The organism is Microbulbifer flavimaris, from assembly GCF_001641755.2.
GTDB lineage: Bacteria > Pseudomonadota > Gammaproteobacteria > Pseudomonadales > Cellvibrionaceae > Microbulbifer > Microbulbifer flavimaris.
Genome location: NZ_LRFG02000002.1, coordinates 476,666 through 492,556 on the forward strand (window position 1 = coordinate 476,666; position 15,891 = coordinate 492,556).

Here is a 15,891-nt window from a genome sequence, read left to right on the forward strand (position 1 = left end):
TTTGTGTTAATTTGTGAGCGCAGCGAACAACACAAAAAGCGAAGCAAAGCTTAAGGTGCTACCCTTCACGTGCTTGTTACATGGCCAGCCCAAACTCCCGTTAGATCCGGCAATCATGGTACGCAATGGAATATGATTTCCCAATGCAAGCCATGAACGCTTTAACCACATCTAGATTTATTTTCTTTCCATACAAATGCGAGGGAAAGTTTGGATAGGCTCCTTCTGTAATTGTTACTTGCTGCTCTATTTTGCTTTTCGCACGCTCTAAATCTGAGATGTCCGAGTTTATAAACGCAATATTGGCATCAACAAAGGCGTCCCAGTTACTCCAGCTACTGACCCTGCCAGAATAGCTCTTACGGAAATAGGTTTCTGCAGCCTCATAATCGCCCGTAAATGCGCACATTTGGCCAGCATGGAAATTAAGCATAAAGTTTTTCTTTGCTACTCCCGGGTTACGTTCAATGTACATAGACAGCAGCTCTTGGGCAGCGCCAAAGCAACGTTTTTCATAAAAAGGGCGCCAGCCTTTTTCTGGGTCCTGATCAAACTCAGCGAAACTCAGCCGCATCAGTTCTGCCCGCTGCTCCAAACCTATAGAGCAGCCACCCTCACTTTCCTGAGCGCATACTGCAGCAGAGGCCATAAAGAATACAAAAATTATGCTTCTCAAACTGCCTCCTGTAGCTTTTGAAAGGGCGTGTAACGCCCTGCGCAGGCGCAGACAGCGTGGAGCGCGTTTTTTGTTAACTTTTGAGCGCCAGCGAATAACACAAAAGCTACAGGACGTTGGCACTCGCTCTGCCGCTGCTTCTTATGAGTTTTAACGTAGCTCATAAAGAATGTACGGACCTTCAGGACCGATACTTTCTTCTCTCGGCTGCCACCCTAACTTTTCATAGAAACGGCATGCTTGTGTATTTTCTTTAATACACTTTAAAGACATAGGCAAACCAAATTCACATACAATCGCAGAAATTAGCGCTTTACCAATACCTTTTCTCTGATGCTTGGGTGACACAAATAAGTGATGGAGAAAATTACTCTGCGCCCATACTGACACAAAGCCTGCCACTTCACCTCCTATGCGGGCAACCAGAATTTTCTCTCCCTATATAGCTTCTTGAAAAGCACCCATGCAATAACTGCGACTAGGAAAGCTTCCATTTGCCTCTCTCGATAGATTGAATATATCCAGAATTTCGGGCAAATCTTTTGGTGAACTTGGCTCAATCTTCATTTATGCGTAACACCTGGATAAGGCGCGCCAAGCGGAGCGCCACTTTTGTGTTAATTTGTGAGCCCGGCGAGCAACACAAAAGTGAAGCAAAGCTTTGGGCGTCGTGCTTCATTCATTTGTTATACGTATGCCCCGTGCTAGAACCCGATCATTATTGAGGCACCAATGGCGGCCATGATTCCGCATATTAAATATGCACTTCCGACGAGCAGAGCCGTTTTACCGCCACTAAATTCTCTAGACTCTAGCGCGGCAATTGAGTCTATACTTACCGAATCATCCGCACCGTATATATGGGTTGGAGTGACTTCCGCAACTTTAAAGGATTTCCGCTCCCCTGAATCAAGTACAACCTTGATTCTATCTCCGACAGCGACCAGATCTTCCTTTACTATTTTCTCTTGCAACTCAATAGAACCGAGCTCTACGGGCTGCAGCGATGTGCATCCGGACAGGAAAAACAAAACGGAAAAAACTACGACCACGCTGTATCTCATACTTCCTCCACTCTTGTTTTAAAATAAATAGGCATAACGAGCCTGTAGAAATACAGTTTTAGATCCTGATGATTCCACGGCCCTATTCTTGTTCATAGTGATGGTTACGATTTAAGCACATTCGTTTTACATAATCACTCATTCGACGAGATCGTAGTGATGTTTCGCAAAGCGAGTGTGGATATCTCTGTGAATCAGTGAATCGCCCCGTATCTCATCAATTTCTCGATGTTATGTATCAAACAGAACAGTCGCCATTGCCCCTGGACCTTCTCTTTTCCACGCAGGGAGAAGCGACTCAAGCGCTTATTAGTACCGATGTTCCCAAAGACGGGCTCGACCACCGACATACGATGACTATAAATTGTCTTGCCTTCGATACTGTCGACGCGCTTTTTCATCCAATCGGTCGCCGTCCGGCCATTAGTCCAGGTCGCCGACACCTGACGCCCATGTCCGTCACGGGTATCGGCTGAACTGGGATTGCGCATGCACTGGTGTTTCAGGTGGCAGTGACGGCAGTCCGTTAGCCGTCCTTCGAAGAAGAGCTTGCGCTTGCCTTGTCTCACTCGCTCCTCTCTATAAAGAAGCAACTCTTTGCCCGCGGGGCAGACACAGGTCTTGTGACGCTTGTCGAACTTGAACTCGCTGGCGGGGATCACCTGCTTCACGCCAACCAGCGTGTCGCGGTGGCGCTTGCCGTACTTGTCTTTTTGCTTGGCGAAGGCTTTGTCCCGAGAGCGGAACTGATTGTCAGGAATATAGGCATTGATACCTGCGACTTTTAAATACTCGTTGTTAGCGTCATTGGAGAAGCCGGTGTCCGCAGTGACAATGACCTGCTCGGTGAGTATGTTGTCGTGAATGCCGGCCTTGCGGTAGTGGGAGCTGAGCCCATCGAGTATGGGTTTTAAAGTATGGTGTTCCTGGCCCTCGCCAAAGGCCTGGGCCTCGATAATGATCTGGTGCTTCTTGTCCACCGCCGCGACACCGTTGTAGCCCTGGATGGTGCCCTTGCTGGTGGTCATCTTCGCCGACTCATTGTCGGTGATGTTACTTTTGACTTCTTTCGGTTGCTTGCCTTGCCCCATCCTTGGGGCTGCCGTCTTTAGAAACTGATCAATCTTGTCGAAGTGTTTCTGCAGGGTTTCGGCGGCTTGTGCCAAGCGCTGCTTACGCTCTCGCTCGGCGGGCTTGCGGCCGTCAAGCTTCTTGTGCTCCTTCAGGCAGTGGCGGATTTTCTTGCGGATCTTTGTCCTCTTCTGCTCCAGCTCCCTGAAAGTACCCGAATGCTCCTTACTGGCATTCGAAGACATCTTGCAGCCGTCGATAGCAAAAAGCTCATTACCAAGCAGGCCTTGCTGATCACAGACCATCAATACCTGCTCAAAGATCGCCTCGATCGCATCGGGGTAGCTGCTGACGAAACTGGCAATACTGGTGAAGTGCGGCACCGAGTCACAGGACAACGCCTTGAAGATGATGTTGTGTTCGCACTGCCACTGGATCTCTCGGCTGGAAGTGATGCCCTTCGAGTAGGCAAACAGGATGATCTTGAGCAAAATCGCCGGATCGTAGGCCGAGCGGCCGCCGGCATCATTCTGGTACTTATCGTAGAAGGCGCAGAGATCGATATGGTTGTCGATCAGGTGGTGGAGAGTGAATTCGAAGGTGCCAGGCTGCAGCTGTTCCTCGAAATTAATCACAACCATGGCATCCTGGTTGTAGTTATACCGCTTGAAATTGGGCATGGCGGATATCCCTTTTTATGATCCGCCAATCCTATCAAAAGAGACTGGTTTTACAGAGTTTTTCTACAGCCAGAACGCCCAGCGCAGGCGCAGCCAGCGCGGAGCGCCTTTTGTGTTAATGTTTGAGCGACAGCGAGTAACACAAAAGGTGCGTAGCGTTGGCTGTCGCTCTGCCGCTGTTTGTTAACACTGGTACTCTACGGACTCTCCGTTTAGCACCACTTTCTTCTCTTGGACCAGCTTATTTACCTGGCCTTGTACAGCAACTTCATTGCCTTGCAGTTTCAAATGCGCTGCAATGTGATTCTTCAATGACGATACGGTTTTCGGTCGCTTTTCCTTCGGCGATTTAGTTAGTGAACTCAATAGCTTTTGAGTGGAAGCCGCTACCGTAACATGTTTAATGTGCTTGCAGGTTCTGCCATTTGATTTAAGGTGGGATATCAACGGCGCAAAACCATTGTCATTAGTAATCACCTCAAATACGACCTCTTTAGCTGCTTCTCGATCGTACTTACCTAAATAATATGCCAAGTGGAAATCTAGATTATTTGCTTGAGTGGCTTTTATTTGAACGACAATGAGATTGATTGGGGAATCATACTTTGATGCACCAAAATCTAGCTTTGGTTGTTTCGCCCCAAGAAATACGATGACTCTCTCGTACTGCGAAAGATCGATTTTTTCCATACCACCGACATTTTCATAGTCGATAAATGCCCACTTCATTGTGGAACTCCTTGTTGTGTTAACAGTTTATTCAAAAGCCTGCGGCTTCATATCTCTTTCGCCGCTATTTCTATGCCCTACTGCCGGACCACATCAAAAACTTTCCTGATTTCAAGCAGTTAGGATTAGTCGATTTATTTTGCTAGAAATAACTAGACGCTGGCTTCATTTGGCTTGTTCATCACAGGTCCGCTGAGCATATTTCAACCACCTTATAAGTCAATAACTTAAGGCTTTACGTGATAAATAGCAGACTCGGCTGTATATTTCGGCCGCATGCAGGGTGGAAGGCATGAGAAATTCAATAAAAAAGCCCTGCCGACAAGGGCAGGGCTTTTCGTTTCCACTCGGGAAGGTGGAGTTTTTTACGCCAACAAATCAAGTCACGGTGTCGCTACTTTTCCACCACCTCGATGCGATCCACCTTCTGGAAGCCCCGCGGCAGTTTGTTGCCGCGTCGGCCGCGTTCGCCGATGTAGTGGTCGAGTTCAGAGATCTTGATCTTGGTGTGGCGCTTGCCGGCGTGAATGACCAGCTGGGCCTTGCCTTCCAGCACCGCGACACCGACGACGATCTCATCCCGGCTGGCGGCGCGGGCGGAGGGGATGTTGACGATCTTGTTGCCCTTGCCCTTGGACAGCTCCGGCAGTTCCGATACCGGGAACACCAGCATGCGGCCCTCGCTGGTGACGGCGGCCAGTAATGCTTCATCCGGGTTTTCGATCTCCTGCGGCGGCAGCACACGGGCGTTCTTGGGCAGGGTCAGCATGGCCTTGCCCGCCTTGTTGCGGGACTGCAGGTCGCCGAGCTTGGCGACAAAACCGTAACCGGCGTCAGAGGCCAGCAGTATGCGCTGGTCGTCCGCGCCCATCAGCAGCCCCTCGAAGGTGGCGCCGGAGGGCGGATTGATGCGGCCGCTCAGCGGGTCGCCCTGGCCGCGGGCCGAGGGCAGGGTGTGGGTGGCGATGGCGTAACTGCGGCCGGTGCTGTCCAGCAGCAGCGCCATCTGGTTACTCTTGCCGCGGGCGGCCAGCTTGAAGTGGTCGCCGGCCTTGTAGTTGAGTGAGGCGGGGTCGATCTCGTGGCCCTTGGCGGCGCGGATCCAGCCCTTGTCGGACAGCACCACGGTAATGGGGTCGGAAGACAGCAGGTCGGCGGCATCGAAGGCTTTGGCCTCGCCGCGCTCTACCAGCGGTGAGCGGCGCTCATCACCGAATTCGTCGGCGGCCGCCAGCAGCTCTTTCTTGATGAGGGTCTTCAGGCGGCGGGCGCTGTCCAGGGTCTTGGTGAGCATGTCGCGCTCTTTTTCCAGTTCCGCCTGCTCGCCGCGAATCTTCATTTCCTCGAGGCGCGCCAACTGGCGCAGCTTGGTGTCGAGGATGTATTCCGCCTGGGTGTCGGTGAGTTCGAAACGCTCCATCAATGCCGCTTTGGGCTCGTCGTGGGTGCGGATGATCTCGATCACCTCGTCGATATTGAGGAAGGCGATCAACAAACCGGCCAGCAGGTGCAGGCGCTTCTCCACTTTGTCGAGGCGGAACTGCAGGCGGCGTCTTGTGGTGACGGTACGGAAGCTGAGCCATTCGCCCAGGATCTTGTCCAGGGATTTGACCTGCGGGCGGCCGTCGATACCGATCATGTTGAGGTTGATGCGGTAGCTCTTTTCCAGGTCGGTGGTGGCGAACAGGTGGTTCATGACCTGCTCCAGGTCCACGCGGTTGGACTTGGGCACGATGACCAGGCGCGTCGGGTTCTCGTGGTCCGATTCGTCGCGCAGGTCGGTGACCATGGGCAGTTTCTTCGCCTGCATCTGCGCGGCGATCTGCTCCAGCACCTTGGCACCACTGGCCTGGTACGGCAGCGCGGTGATGACGATATCGCCATCTTCCTTGCCCCATACTGCGCGCATCTTCACTGAGCCGCGGCCGGTTTCGTAGACTTTCTGGATGTCGGCACGGGGCGTGATGATCTCCGCCTCGGTGGGCATGTCCGGGCCCTGGATGTACTCGCACAGCTCGGACACGGTGGCCTTGGGGTTTTCCAGCATATGCACGGTGGCATCGACCACTTCGCGCAGGTTATGCGGCGGAATGTCGGTGGCCATGCCTACCGCAATACCGGTGGTGCCGTTCAGCAGGATGTTGGGTACCCGCGCCGGCAGTACTGCCGGCTCGTCCATGGTGCCGTCGAAGTTGGGCTGCCAGTCGACGGTGCCCTGTCCCAGCTCGGACAGCAGCACTTCGGAGTATTTGCCCATGCGCGACTCGGTGTAACGCATGGCGGCGAAGGATTTGGGATCGTCCGGGGAGCCCCAGTTGCCCTGGCCATCCACCAGCGGGTAGCGGTAGGAGAAGGGCTGCGCCATCAGCACCATGGCCTCGTACACGGCGCTGTCGCCGTGCGGGTGGTACTTACCAATCACGTCGCCCACGGTGCGGGCGGACTTCTTGTACTTGGCGGTGTTCTTGAGGCCGAGCTCGCTCATGGCGTAGACGATGCGCCGCTGCACCGGTTTCAGGCCGTCGCCGATGTTCGGCAGGGCACGGTCGAGGATGACGTACATGGAGTAATCCAGGTAGGCCTTCTCGGTATATTCCTTCAGCGGCAGGCGCTCGGTCGCCTCATACACGGAGGGTTCGGTCATACTGCGTCCGTCTCGTTATTCTCTTCGGAAGAGGCGGATTATGGCGGCAAGCGGCGGGCGGTTCAAAGGGATCACCGCGACATAACCCTCTGACAGCCAATATGCATTGGCCGTACAATCCTCGCAAAGATGGCTCGCACATGGGAAAGAAAGCCTTGGCAGCAGGCAAACTGACACTCGACCGGATCAAGGCCGGCGACCTGGAACCGGTTTCCGAGACGATCGATCCGGGAGAGATTGTCTGTCTGTCCGGCCCCTCCGGCAGCGGCAAGAGCCGCCTGCTGCGCGCCGTCGCCGACCTGGATCCCCACGAGGGCAGTGTGAGTATTGCCGGCGAGTCCCAGCAGGATCTCCGCGGCCACCGCTGGCGGCGGGCGGTAACGATGGTGCCGGCGGAGAGCGCCTGGTGGTTCGATACGGTGGGCGAGCACCTGCCCGGCCCCATGACCGAGGCGCTGGATCAACTGGGTTTCAAGGCCGAGACTCTCGACTGGTCCATCGACCGCCTGTCATCCGGCGAGAAACAGCGCCTGGCCCTGGTGCGCGCCCTGGCCCATCAACCCCGTGCGCTGCTGCTGGACGAACCCACCGCTAACCTCGACCCCGATGCCACTCGCGAGACCGAACAGTGGTTGTGCAAGGTGATCCGCGAGCGCGCGCTGCCGACGCTTTGGGTCGCCCACGACCGCGAGCAGATCGCGCGGGTGGCCGACCGGCACCTGCATATCGAGGGCGATCGCCTTGTGAAAACCAGCGGGGATAAAGACTGATGGATGTGATCGAACTCAGCTGGTGGCAACTGGCGATGGCCGCGGCGCTGGTGCTGGCACTGGCCATTTGTGTTTACTGGGCACGACTCGGGGTTGGCAATTCCCTGCTCCTGGCCGCAACGCGCACCGCCGTGCAGCTGACGCTGGTAGGCTTTGTGCTGGAGGCGCTGTTTGCCGTGGGCAAACCCCTGTGGATCGCGCTGATGGGTCTGGCCATGCTGTTGCTGGCTGGCCGGGAGGTAATGGCGCGGCAGAATTATCGCCTGCGCGGGGGCTGGGGCTTCGCCATCGGCACCGTGGCCATGTTCGTGTCCGCCTTCAGTGTCACGGTGCTGACCCTGATTGTCGTTATCGGGCCGACGCCCTGGTATTCGCCGCAGTACGCCATCCCGCTGCTGGGAATGCTGCTGGGGAATACCATGACCGGCATCGCCCTGGCCCTGGACCGGCTCACCGAGAGCGTGCGGCGGGAGCGGCAGCAGGTGGAAGGGCGCCTGATGCTGGGACAGACCTGGCGCGAGGCCTGTGGCGAGCTGCGCCGGGATGCCATGCGCTCGGGGTTGATGCCCATCATCAACGCCATGGCAGCGGCGGGGATTGTGTCACTGCCGGGGATGATGACGGGCCAGATCCTCTCCGGCACCGCGCCGGCACTGGCAGTGAAGTACCAGATCCTGATCATGTTCACCATCGCCGCCGGCACCGGTTTCGGTACCTTCCTGGCAGTCAGTGTCGCTTCGCGCCGGCTGTTCGACGGCTGTGAACGGCTGCGGCTGGACCGGCTGACAGCATCGTAATCCCGCGCCGATCTGGATTATGACTCATCAATATCCGGGTGCTCTTTGCGTGTCTTGTTGATCAGGCCACCCAGGCGCAGGGTGTCGATCTCCTGTTCGGACAGATCGTGTTTGACCTTGAGCGAATCGCCGGACGCCTTGAGTTTGACCTCCACTGGCTTGCCCGGCTCCAGTTGCCCCACGGGATCGTCAATCTCCAGCTCCGCATCCTGCTCGATCTTGTCGTAATCCGCCGTATCGTCGAATAGCAGCGGCAGCACACCAAAATTAATCAGATTGCGGCGGTGGATGCGCGCCATGCTCTTGGCGATCACGCAACGCACGCCGAGAAAGCGCGGGGCGATGGCGGCGTGCTCGCGACTGGAACCCTGGCCGTAATTATCACCCCCCACCACAAAGCAGTCGCCGTCCAGGTCCATGGCGCGCTGATAAAACTTTTTGTCGACACGGGAAAAGGTGTAGCGGCTGATCTCGGGAATATTGGAGCGCAGCGGCAGGATTTCGGCACCGGCGGGCAGGATCTCATCGGTGGACACATTGTCGCCCGCTTTTAGCAGCACCGGGGCAACCAGCTTGTCGGGCAGGCCCTCGAAATCCGGCAGTGGCTGGATATTCGGCCCCTTGACCAGCTCCACTTCCGTGGGGATTTCCTGTGGCGCCAGCAACAGCGGCCGCATATCCGGCAATGCCTCCGGCTCATCAAAGGCCGGGTAGTCCATGTCCATATCGCGGGGGTCGGTGATCTCACCCGTCAGCGCACTGGCGGTGGCGGTCTCCGGACTGCACAGATAGACCTCATCCTCCTCGGTACCGGAGCGGCCGGGGAAATTGCGCGGCACCGTGCGCAGGCTGATACGCCCGCTGGCCGGCGCCTGCCCCATCCCGATACAGCCGCCGCAGCCGGTCTGGTGCAGGCGCGCGCCGGATTCCAGCAACTTTGCCAGATCGCCGCTGCGGCTGATCTCCTCCAGCATCTGTCGTGAGCTGGGATTGATATCAAAAGAAACCCGGTCGTCTATCTGTTTCCCCGCCACCATCCGGGCAGGCACGACGAAATCCCGCAAGCCCGGGTTGGCGGAGGAGCCGATGTAACTCTGGTAGATGGGCTTGCCGGCCACCTCGCTGACCTTCACCACCTTGTCCGGGCTGGAGGGGCAGGCAATCAACGGCTCCAGCGATGACAGGTCGATGGTGTCCTCTTCGTCGTAAGTGGCGCCCTCGTCTGCGGTCAGCTCGGTAAAATCTTCCTCGCGCTGCTGCTGGCGCAGGAACGCGCGTACCGCTTCATCCGCGGGAAACACACTGGAAGTGGCGCCCAGCTCCTGCCCCATGTTGGCAATCACGTGGCGATCCATGGCGGTGAGATTGGCGAGCCCCGGGCCGTGATACTCGACGATTTTATTGACGCAGCCTTTTACGGTCTGGCGACGCAGCATTTCCAGAATCACATCCTTGGCACTGACCCAGGGTGGCAGCTCGCCCTCGAGGCGCACGCCGAGCACTTTCGGCATGGTCAATGAGAAGGGCATGCCCGCCATGGCCAGCGCCACCTGCAGGCCGCCGGCGCCGATGGCCAGCATGCCCATGGAGCCCGCCGCGCACGTGTGGCTGTCGGACCCCAACAGCGTCTTGCCCGGCTTGCCAAAGCAGGACATATGCACCGCATGGCTGATGCCGTTGCCGGGGCGCGAATACCAGATATCCCACTTGCGACAGGCACTGCGCAGGAAAAGGTGATCGTCGGCGTTCTTGAAATCCGTCTGCAGCAGGTTGTGGTCCACATACTGGGCCGACAGCTCGGTCTTTACCCGTGGCAGGCCCAGTGCCTCGAACTCCAGCATCACCATGGTGCCGGTGGCATCCTGGGTCAGGGTCTGGTCGATCTTCAGCTCGATCGGGGAGCCTGGCTCGAGGGACCCGCTCTCCAGGTGCGACTCGATCAGCTTGTGGGCGAGATTCTTGGCCATGGAACTGGCTCCTTGAGTTGGAAAATTGTGAAAGGGCGGCTCACCGGGAAAACTCTACCCGGGGCAGCTCGAAATCACTGCCGTCGTAGTCCGGTGCGCACTGAATAAATTCATCTGCCGAAACACCGCGGTCCAGCAGGTAGCGCTCTACCTGCCGACTGCGCCTTTGCGCCAGCTTCTGTAGCTCGTCATGAATCTCTACGGGCGGTTCGCGGTAAAAGTTTTCCCGCACCCTGCGACTGCCATTCATGCCCGGCGTACTGTCCGGGTAGAGCGTCATCCAGTCGCGGGCATTGGCAATACCACAAATGCCCGGGCGCGCCTCCGGCTTTTCCTCCAGGGTCTCCACGACTTCGTCGAGGTGCTGGCGCGCGATGGCACTCAGCTCGACGCTACCCGGCGAAAATTCGACGGTGTCGAGAAACACCAGTGTCCTGAACCGGGTCCATGCCCGGCTCGCCAGTGTGTAGAAGCCAACCGGACTGAAGTAACTGAACAGCGCCTCCAGGATCGCCTGTTGCAGCAGGTCGCTGAAAATGTAGCTGAAAGAAAATTCCGGGTCGTACAGGTCACCGCTGACCGGCATTTTGAAGTTCACATTCCGCTTGGCATCCTCCATGACCAGCAGGGCAATATCGAGCGGGATCATCGGCTGTTCCACCGGCAGTTGATCGCTCTCTCGTACGCGGCGCAGGCGGATTTTGTTCAGGCGCATATGTGCCAGCGCATCCACGTCGTTGGCACGCACTTCAATATTCACGCGGGCGTCCAGCTGTCCCTGCAGGATCTTGTAACCGAGCAGGTTGGCGATATAAGGCTGTGCCGGAATCAGGTTGGCATTGGCTACGTAACCGAGAAGAGTCGCATCCCACTTCTCGATATCCAGGTAATCCAGCTCACCGGCCAGGTGCATTTCACCAAAACCGCCGGGGCGCGCGCCGAGGAGGATTTCTGCCGGAGGGTCCTCCGGATAATTACTGGCGCCGCGCAGCAAGACATTGACGTGCCGAATCGGCAGCTTTGCGCGCATGAGCCCCTGCCGGTCGAGCCAGGTAAAGCGGCCGCGATCCACATACATCTCGCCCAGCCGGTAGCGGAATGGCGTGCGCTCACTGGCTGCCCTGCCTGCTTCTTCAGCTGCCTCGGCCACGGGCTCGCCGATCAGGTCCGCAAGCCCTTGCTCCATGGAGATATTGCCCTGGTCGTCGCGGGCGAGAATGATGCGCGGCTTGGTGAAAAAAGCGCGCGGCACTTCGAGTTGCTGTTGCGCCAGGTCGAAGAAAACATCCTGTAACACCGCGTCACCGCTCTGTACCTGCCAGGCATGGAGCTTGTATTCCGGCGCATTTTCGGCGCGGCCCAGCAGGCCGAAATCCTGCATAAACAATTCCGTCAACGCGAAACGTCCGCCCTCCGCGGTGAACTGATGGAGCAGGGCCGAATCGGCACGCAGCAGGCGCTTGCCGTCTCCGCTCAGCAGCTGTAAGTCGGACAGTTGCAGCCGCGACAGCTCCAGCTGGTTGCGCCCCGTGTCGACCGTGCCGCTGGCATCGACGCTCTCCAGCATCAGGCAGTGATCGAGTCGCTGCACGTATCCCGCGGGCAGGCAGCCGGCAGCGCCCTCGACAGAAAAACCGCTGAAGGCAACGCGCCCGGCCCCGAAGGCGAGCCGCTCCACTGAGGCCTGCTTCAACTGCAACAGTTCCGCCGGCAGGCCGTCGGGGAAACCCTGCTGCCGCAGGCGCACCCCATCGATGGACAGCCCCACCAGTTCTGTCACCGTGCCGCTCTCGGTCTGGCGCCGCTCGATGCCCTGCAGTTCCACCCGACCGAACTCGTAACAGGGCGAGAGACGGTTACCCGCAAGCCAGGCCGCAGGCAGGCAACCACTGATCTCTGCCAGCTCGCCAACGGCGCGCTCCATGCCCGTCTGGGTGCCGGGCTGGCGATAGACGGGTTCGCGCAGGCTGACTGAAGCGGCGGCCGCACCAGTGCTGTCGGTGCCGAACCCGAGCCCGCTGAGACGAATGGCACCACTGACGGAGAAGGGGCGGCTAAATGAGAGCACCTCGGCACCCGGCAGCGCCAGCTCGCGCAGGAACAGGCAATTCTTCCCCCCTCCACTGCCAGGCCGGCAGGCGCGAATTCCGCGCAGGGCGAAGTCGGTCACCCCGACAGTGGTGCCGCCGTCCCAGCGCAGTTGCTGCCAGCCGAGACTGTCGAAAGACAGGACAGGATTTTCTGCACCGCCCAGTGACAGCGGTGCCGAATCCAGGGCCGCCAGCTGCACTTCGGGATCCCCTTCACCGAAGGTGACGCGACTGCCCGCTGCCAGCTGCAGCCAGCGCCAGGTGAGGCAACCCCCACCGGACTTGCCCGGCAGGACCTCTGCGAGACCGCAGGCCTCGATACCCTCCAGCCTCAGAGTGCCGAGCTGGACGGTATCCGAGGTGAAGGCGAGTGCATCCAGGGCCAGATCATCGATCTGCCACAGTGGATCCGTGCCAGGCGCAGGAAGAAAACGGATCGGCCCGGCGGCCAGGTTATTGGCACCTGCTGCGCTATTGAGGTCCCGCAGATCCAGGCAGCGGGGTATGGCAACGCCGCCCGCTTTGATCGACGCTTCCGGCGGCAGGCAGGCGCTCAGCTGCGCCAGCTCCAGTCCGCCCAGTTCCAGCACATCGGCGGCCGCAGGCGGACCGGGCCAGTCCACCTGCAGTCGATCTGAGGAAAATCCGCGCAGGTCCAGGGCCAGTCTGTCCCCGAGGCCTGTCAACTGCAGCCGCTGCAGGTCGGTGCCATCCAGGTTCGCCGCCAGGCGCCGCTCGGACAGGGTAAATCGCGCCTCGGCTCCGAGCTGCAGCGCCACCACGTCGATACACCGGACCGACATCGGTGACACCAGGGAGCCGCCCGGCAGGCAACCATCGAGGGTTTGCAGGGCGAAGTCCGGCAGCGAGAGTTGCAGGCGGCGCCCACCGCTCCCCACCCGCATTTGCCCATCCGGTAACGAGAGCTGCTCCACCAGCAACAGGGATTCGCCATCAGCGGTGGCAGCTTCGGCCCGCTCCAAGGCCAGGGCGCGCGCCCGTAAACCCAGCCCCCCCTGCCATGCCAGGCGCAGCGGCTCATCGATTGCCAGCCCGCGCAGATCGAAACAGGTGGGCAGGGACTCCGGCTGGCGGAAGAGCAGTTGCGCCCAGCTGTCCGGCAGACAGCCATCCAGTTGTTGCAGTGCGGCACTGGATAAGTGCAGATTCGGATCCGTGAGGTCGGGGAGCGCTGCGGTGCCTGTAGCAACAACGTCGCGATTTTTCTGCTGCTGTTCTCCCCGGCTCTCTCCATCCTTTCTAACCTCTCGACCATTTCCTTCGAGCAACCGACCTTTTTCCAGGCCCTCGTCATCCAGAAACTCCTCGCTGTTGTTGCCAGACGCGATCAAATCATTGCTCCCGGGATCAGTGGCGCTGGCGTCGGCAGAGGCCCAGGAAATACCGCCACCCACTTTCGGGCGCAGGAAACCATTGCCCACCGCCAGTTGCTGCAGTAGCAGTCCATCGCTGCCACCGCGGCGATCTCCCAACAGCAGGCGCTGCAGCTGTAGATCACCGAAAATCAGGTACCCGTCTTCGCCCCCCGCCCAGGCAAAAGTGCCCTGCCCGGTGAGGCTCTGCAGCTCTGTACACAGGGGGCGCAGCCGGTCCGGCAACAGGGTGTCCGGCACACAGCCCTGCAGGGAGAGAAGTTCCGGGTCCCGGACCAGCAGCGGCTCCGCCATGGAGCCGGATCCGCCGAGGGCCCGCAACTGTTGCCAGCGCAGCTGTCGCAATTGCAGCGGCTCCTGCCCCTCGCGCGCCAGGTGAAACTGGCCAACAGTCAGCGGACCACTGGCGACACCCCAGGGCAGCGACTGACGGCTGTCGGCAAATTGCACCTGCAATTCCTCCTCGCCGCGCAGGCCCGCCAGGCGCACACAGTGATCCGGTACCTGCCAGAGAGCACCCGGCACGCAACCGGAGCCGCTCTCCATCTGCAGGCGTGAGACGGTCAACCGGCGATCCCGATAACCCAGTGCCGCCAACCGGATATCGTGCAGGGTCAGCGGGTTGCGGATCTGCCCGGCCAAGTCCAGCAGTTGCGTCTGCTGCAGGCGACCGGAGCCCACCTCCACCGCCATGCCATCAGTCCACTCAAATGTCACTGGATCCGGCAGGCCCACACTGCCAGCGCGCAGGCATAGATGGTGTTCGGTATCGCGCAGACCCGGTGGGCACCAGTCGAACCCCGAGGCGCCGGCTTCCGCCCAGCGCAGGGATTTCTCCCGGCGGCTGAAGTGGGCTTCTTTCAAGGCAATGGTTTCCGCTCGCCAGTTCTGCCAGCGGCGGTTGGCATAGCGCAGCTGCACTGCCTGGCCCTGCCCCCGCTGCCAGCCGACCTCCGCCTCGGCACCAAAGGCGGCCACCACGTCGCCGGCCAGATTCAGTCGGCGGGCAGTGGCACAGTGGCCAACCACCCGCCCCAGAGCGGGAATCGCCTCACCCCAGCGTGCGGGCAGGCAACTGCCAAAGCGACGCACTACCAGCTCGTCGGTGGTGATGCGATTTCCCGGGCGGGCAAACAGCCCCTCTTCCAGGGCCAGTTTGACGATCACCGTGTGGTCCCGCTCGCCGCCCTCGGGCCGCACCAGCAGATTGCGAATATCCAGCTGCCCGGCGCCCACCTGCAGTTGCAGGGGCTCGTTGCCGGTACGCTCTAACGACAGAAACCAGTCGCGGGTGTGTAGTTCAGCAAAGCGCAGGCAGCTTGGCTTCTGCCACGCGGGTCGGGCCAGGTAACAGAGCCGACTGTCGCGAATATGCAGGCGGCCGATGCCGAGCCACAGGTCCCGGTCGCGGCGCTCGCCTCCGGCCCCCAGCGCCCAACCTGCCACCTCCCAGCGCCGCCCTGCGTCCGTGATGGTGGACGCCAGATCCATATCGACGCCAACCAGCTCCGCCTGTTGCAGCCGCAAGCGACCGCGGAGTAGGTCCAGCCAGCCGTAGTCCAGCACCAGCTCCTCCGCGTCCAGCCCGCGTCCCTCACTGTTCTGTACCCGCACATTTCGAAGCTCCAGCGCGAGGCGCGGGATCGAGAACCAGAGCCGGCCGATTTCTGCTTCAAGCCCGCGCTGCTGCAATTCCCGCTCTAGCCGGACGTGCAGCCACGCGGACAACACGAGAGAGAGCGCACCAACAGACAAGACGATGCCCAGCAACCACCACATCAGGCGGTTGGAGGAAGCGCTGGATCCGTCGGACAATTTGGGCATGGAGTCAGATTGTCGGCTTGCCGTGAATGGGCGCACCGTTTTTGCCGGCGGTCTTCAGGCACTCAGGGCAATGCTGGAAGCCTGACGCTGAAATTTACCGGGCAGCAGTCGGGTGCATTTATGCCCCGTAAGTAAAGACCAGCACCGGTGACTTTAGGTATGCTCTTCCGCCTCAGTTCACCCGC

The 15,891-nt window shown here is 59.3% G+C and carries 10 protein-coding genes; 2 read left to right on the forward strand and 8 right to left on the reverse strand.

The genetic code is table 11. The features are described 5' to 3' along the window. Positions 1-100 precede the first annotated feature (100 nt). The 6 genes from AWR36_RS06940 to parC all read right to left on the reverse strand — a co-directional run bounded on the left by AWR36_RS06940 (position 101) and on the right by parC (position 6,864). Entirely contained in the window at positions 101-676 is a 576-nt protein-coding gene (locus AWR36_RS06940) for a tetratricopeptide repeat protein (protein WP_141398488.1), read from the reverse strand. A gap of 150 nt (positions 677-826) precedes the next feature. Then, positions 827-1,105: a GNAT family N-acetyltransferase gene (locus AWR36_RS06945; protein ID WP_082679455.1), complete on the reverse strand. Its 279-nt coding sequence runs from the start codon at positions 1,103-1,105 to the stop codon at positions 827-829. A gap of 275 nt (positions 1,106-1,380) precedes the next feature. Then, the gene (locus AWR36_RS06950) at positions 1,381-1,740 is read right to left on the reverse strand and encodes a hypothetical protein (protein WP_067083063.1); all 360 of its coding nucleotides are present in this window, start codon (positions 1,738-1,740) and stop codon (positions 1,381-1,383) included. Positions 1,741-1,934: 194 nt separating this feature from the next. Next, a complete protein-coding gene (locus AWR36_RS06955; RefSeq protein ID WP_067083066.1) occupies positions 1,935-3,491 on the reverse strand; it encodes a transposase in 1,557 nt (518 codons plus the stop codon). Positions 3,492-3,674: 183 nt separating this feature from the next. After that, positions 3,675-4,220: a PIN domain-containing protein gene (locus tag AWR36_RS06960; protein WP_067083069.1), complete on the reverse strand. Its 546-nt coding sequence runs from the start codon at positions 4,218-4,220 to the stop codon at positions 3,675-3,677. 394 nt (positions 4,221-4,614) lie between these two features. Further along, positions 4,615-6,864 carry a DNA topoisomerase IV subunit A gene (gene parC / locus AWR36_RS06965; protein ID WP_067083071.1) on the reverse strand — a complete coding sequence of 750 codons (2,250 nt, stop codon included), beginning with the start codon at positions 6,862-6,864 and terminating at the stop codon, positions 4,615-4,617. A 140-nt stretch (positions 6,865-7,004) separates the two neighbouring features. On the opposite strand from parC, the gene AWR36_RS06970 reads away from it, so the two are divergent. After that, on the forward strand, positions 7,005-7,634 hold the full coding sequence (locus AWR36_RS06970; RefSeq protein ID WP_067083073.1) for an ABC transporter ATP-binding protein: 630 nt from the start codon (positions 7,005-7,007) through the stop codon (positions 7,632-7,634). Beyond that, positions 7,634-8,431, forward strand: coding sequence for an ABC transporter permease (locus AWR36_RS06975; RefSeq protein ID WP_067083076.1), 798 nt, complete (start codon positions 7,634-7,636; stop codon positions 8,429-8,431). The genes AWR36_RS06970 and AWR36_RS06975 overlap by 1 nt, the downstream gene beginning before the upstream one ends. 17 nt (positions 8,432-8,448) lie before the next feature. On the opposite strand, the gene AWR36_RS06980 is transcribed toward AWR36_RS06975, so the two are convergent. Next, positions 8,449-10,398 (reverse strand): aconitate hydratase, encoded by a 1,950-nt coding sequence (locus AWR36_RS06980; protein WP_067083078.1) that lies wholly within the window; start codon positions 10,396-10,398, stop codon positions 8,449-8,451. Positions 10,399-10,438: 40 nt separating this feature from the next. Next, a complete protein-coding gene (locus tag AWR36_RS06985) occupies positions 10,439-15,706 on the reverse strand; it encodes a DUF748 domain-containing protein (protein WP_067083081.1) in 5,268 nt (1,755 codons plus the stop codon). Between the last annotated feature and the right edge of the window lie 185 nt (positions 15,707-15,891).

Bases quoted from the DNA above. Each gene is read 5' to 3' on its own strand.
- AWR36_RS06975 (WP_067083076.1), top strand. From the start codon at position 7,634: ATGGATGTGATCGAACTCAGCTGGTGGCAACTGGCGATGGCCGCGGCG.
- AWR36_RS06950 (WP_067083063.1), bottom strand. From the start codon at position 1,740: ATGAGATACAGCGTGGTCGTAGTTTTTTCCGTTTTGTTTTTCCTGTCC.
- AWR36_RS06985 (WP_067083081.1), bottom strand. From the start codon at position 15,706: ATGCCCAAATTGTCCGACGGATCCAGCGCTTCCTCCAACCGCCTGATG.
- AWR36_RS06980 (WP_067083078.1), bottom strand. From the start codon at position 10,398: ATGGCCAAGAATCTCGCCCACAAGCTGATCGAGTCGCACCTGGAGAGC.
- AWR36_RS06960 (WP_067083069.1), bottom strand. From the start codon at position 4,220: ATGAAGTGGGCATTTATCGACTATGAAAATGTCGGTGGTATGGAAAAA.
- AWR36_RS06955 (WP_067083066.1), bottom strand. From the start codon at position 3,491: ATGCCCAATTTCAAGCGGTATAACTACAACCAGGATGCCATGGTTGTG.
- parC (WP_067083071.1), bottom strand. From the start codon at position 6,864: ATGACCGAACCCTCCGTGTATGAGGCGACCGAGCGCCTGCCGCTGAAG.
- AWR36_RS06970 (WP_067083073.1), top strand. From the start codon at position 7,005: ATGGGAAAGAAAGCCTTGGCAGCAGGCAAACTGACACTCGACCGGATC.